General features: G+C 39.9%; 1 protein-coding gene. It reads left to right on the top strand.

All coding sequences use genetic code 11. The features are described from left to right. The first annotated feature begins 172 nt into the window (after positions 1–172). Positions 173–1942: a DUF3987 domain-containing protein gene (locus BLW68_RS20875; RefSeq protein WP_092797215.1), complete on the top strand. Its 1770-nt coding sequence runs from the start codon at positions 173–175 to the stop codon at positions 1940–1942. Positions 1943–2099 lie beyond the last annotated feature (157 nt).

Below are 2099 nucleotides of genomic sequence, written 5' to 3'. Positions count from 1 at the left end.
TGCACGCTCGCGGACTTCTGCTGAATATGTTGTTCTCTTGTTCATAAGCTAATTCTCTCAAGAAAATTAGCCTCCGACAAACCCGGTATGATTCAATATATCTGGTAAAGGCTTTAAGGTAAAGCCTGCGCGTGAGCGTGATGCCAACATATTTTTCGTTGTTAAGACAGTAGTGAGTGAGGCCTATGACGCTGAGTTAAGCGACGTACTGAAGCGCAACCCTGATGCGGCATTTTGTTCCAGATACTTTTCTAAAGTTAAAATTTGTTTCATGGTGCACGGTACTAATGAGGATTTTAGCGAACTTAAAAAACACGTTGCAGCTTTGCCTGACTCAAAATCTTACAGCATAACACGCTCAATTCCAGTTTCTGCCGGTATGGTTCACTTTGAAAGTCTTCCTACTGTAATTTCGCACTACAAAATGGCATCTCTGCTAAACATTGATATCTGGTTGCCGTTCAAAAAATTTGAGCCTCGGTCCAACGCCATTAAGCAATTTCAAAAGGATATGTCACCAAATTGGTTTTATGAGGCAGTAATGGGGTGTGCTGCCGATAATAAGCCTATCGATTATTGTTGGGCTGGTTTAGTTTGTCTGATAGGAGCAATGCTTGCGAAGAAAGTAAAAGTTACGGTTGATGAGGGTGAGAAGGGGCTGGCACCAAATCTATGGGCAAACTTTGTCGGGGAGCCAGGATCTGGAAAGACGCCTGTTATTGATATGCTAACTAGGTTAGCAGAACCCTTTACTGTGGATCCGAAGAGTTCTAGTGACATGGCAAGTCGGAGTATGATTGACAGTGCAATATCTGCAACCAAAGTGTCAGAGGTTAAAAAGATAATCAAAAACGCCACTGAAAATGACAAGTCAATTAATATCGATCGCGTGATAAAGCAGGTTAGTCGAAAGTTTAAAGTTGAAGAGACAAAAATAGCTGAGTACATCGGTAAATTAGTCATTACCACTGATACCACAGCCGCTGGGCTAAATGACTTATTAGAAATAGATGAGTTATCAGTAATGCTCCTTGCTGACGAACTGAAAACCTTACTTCAAGTTCTGTCTTCCAAAGACAACGCTAAATTGCGGGGGCAGTTGCTGCAGGCGGAATCAAGTAATTCCCTTATGATGGTTGCACGTGCTAACCAAGCATCTAAAACTAGCCACAATGCAACAATAAGCGTGTTAGCTGGTATTCAGCCAGATGCCCTTGCGCCATTCCTTAATGCCGCCATGAATGGTGATTCGAGTAATGACGGTTTTTTAAATCGCTTTTTGCTGACAGTAAAAAATGTGACTGAATTTACTGATAGCTACACAGCCTCAGAAAAATTTGACAAAAAAGCTATCAAAAAATTTATTCGAGCAGTTTACCGTGAGTCGTTTGATTTTATTGATCGCATTGATGGGCAGTATGGTTTAGTCGGGTTTTCAGAAGAAGCTAAAAAGCTTTTTAAAAAATGGAAAACTTATAACACCGAACAAATCAAAAATGCCCCAAATAGCTATTTGGCAAATCAATTTAGCAAATACGTAGGCTTGGTTCCTCGACTGAGTTTGATCTATCAAGTGATGAACAAGTTTTCGTCATCGAAAAAGAAAATAGAGGAATTTCAATGTATTGATTTAGCTGCTTTGAGCTTTGCAATAAAAAGTGTTGAGTACCTTCGCTCACACGCAATCTCAATATTCTCAGCTGATGAGAACATTTTACATGTTGAGTCTACAGCCGTGTTAAAGCGGTTAATCGACACTGGTTACGATAAATTCACTGTCAGCGAGCTATCTCAAAGGGATTGGCGTTTCATAAAACGCGATACTGATAAAGCTCTTAAGGTCTTACAATACCTAGAAAGCTTTGGTTTGGTCAGAGCTAACACTGTCGGACGTAGAATTGAATGGGAAGTCAATCCGTTAGTCCAGTTTTGCTTTAACTAATATTTTACTACGTGATTTAACAGCTGAAGATAAACACTAATCACACTAACTTGAGATCAGCTTTAGGTAGTGTTCAAAATTCTGTGTCATTTCATTAAACTAAGCGAAAACGAGATGACACATGACCAACCCAACTTTCGATATACAAGCAGCCATT

Origin of the sequence: Rheinheimera pacifica (genome assembly GCF_900108485.1) — a bacterium.
Classification (GTDB): Bacteria; Pseudomonadota; Gammaproteobacteria; order Enterobacterales; family Alteromonadaceae; genus Alishewanella; species Alishewanella pacifica.
This window is presented reverse-complemented; position numbering and strand designations above follow the sequence as displayed.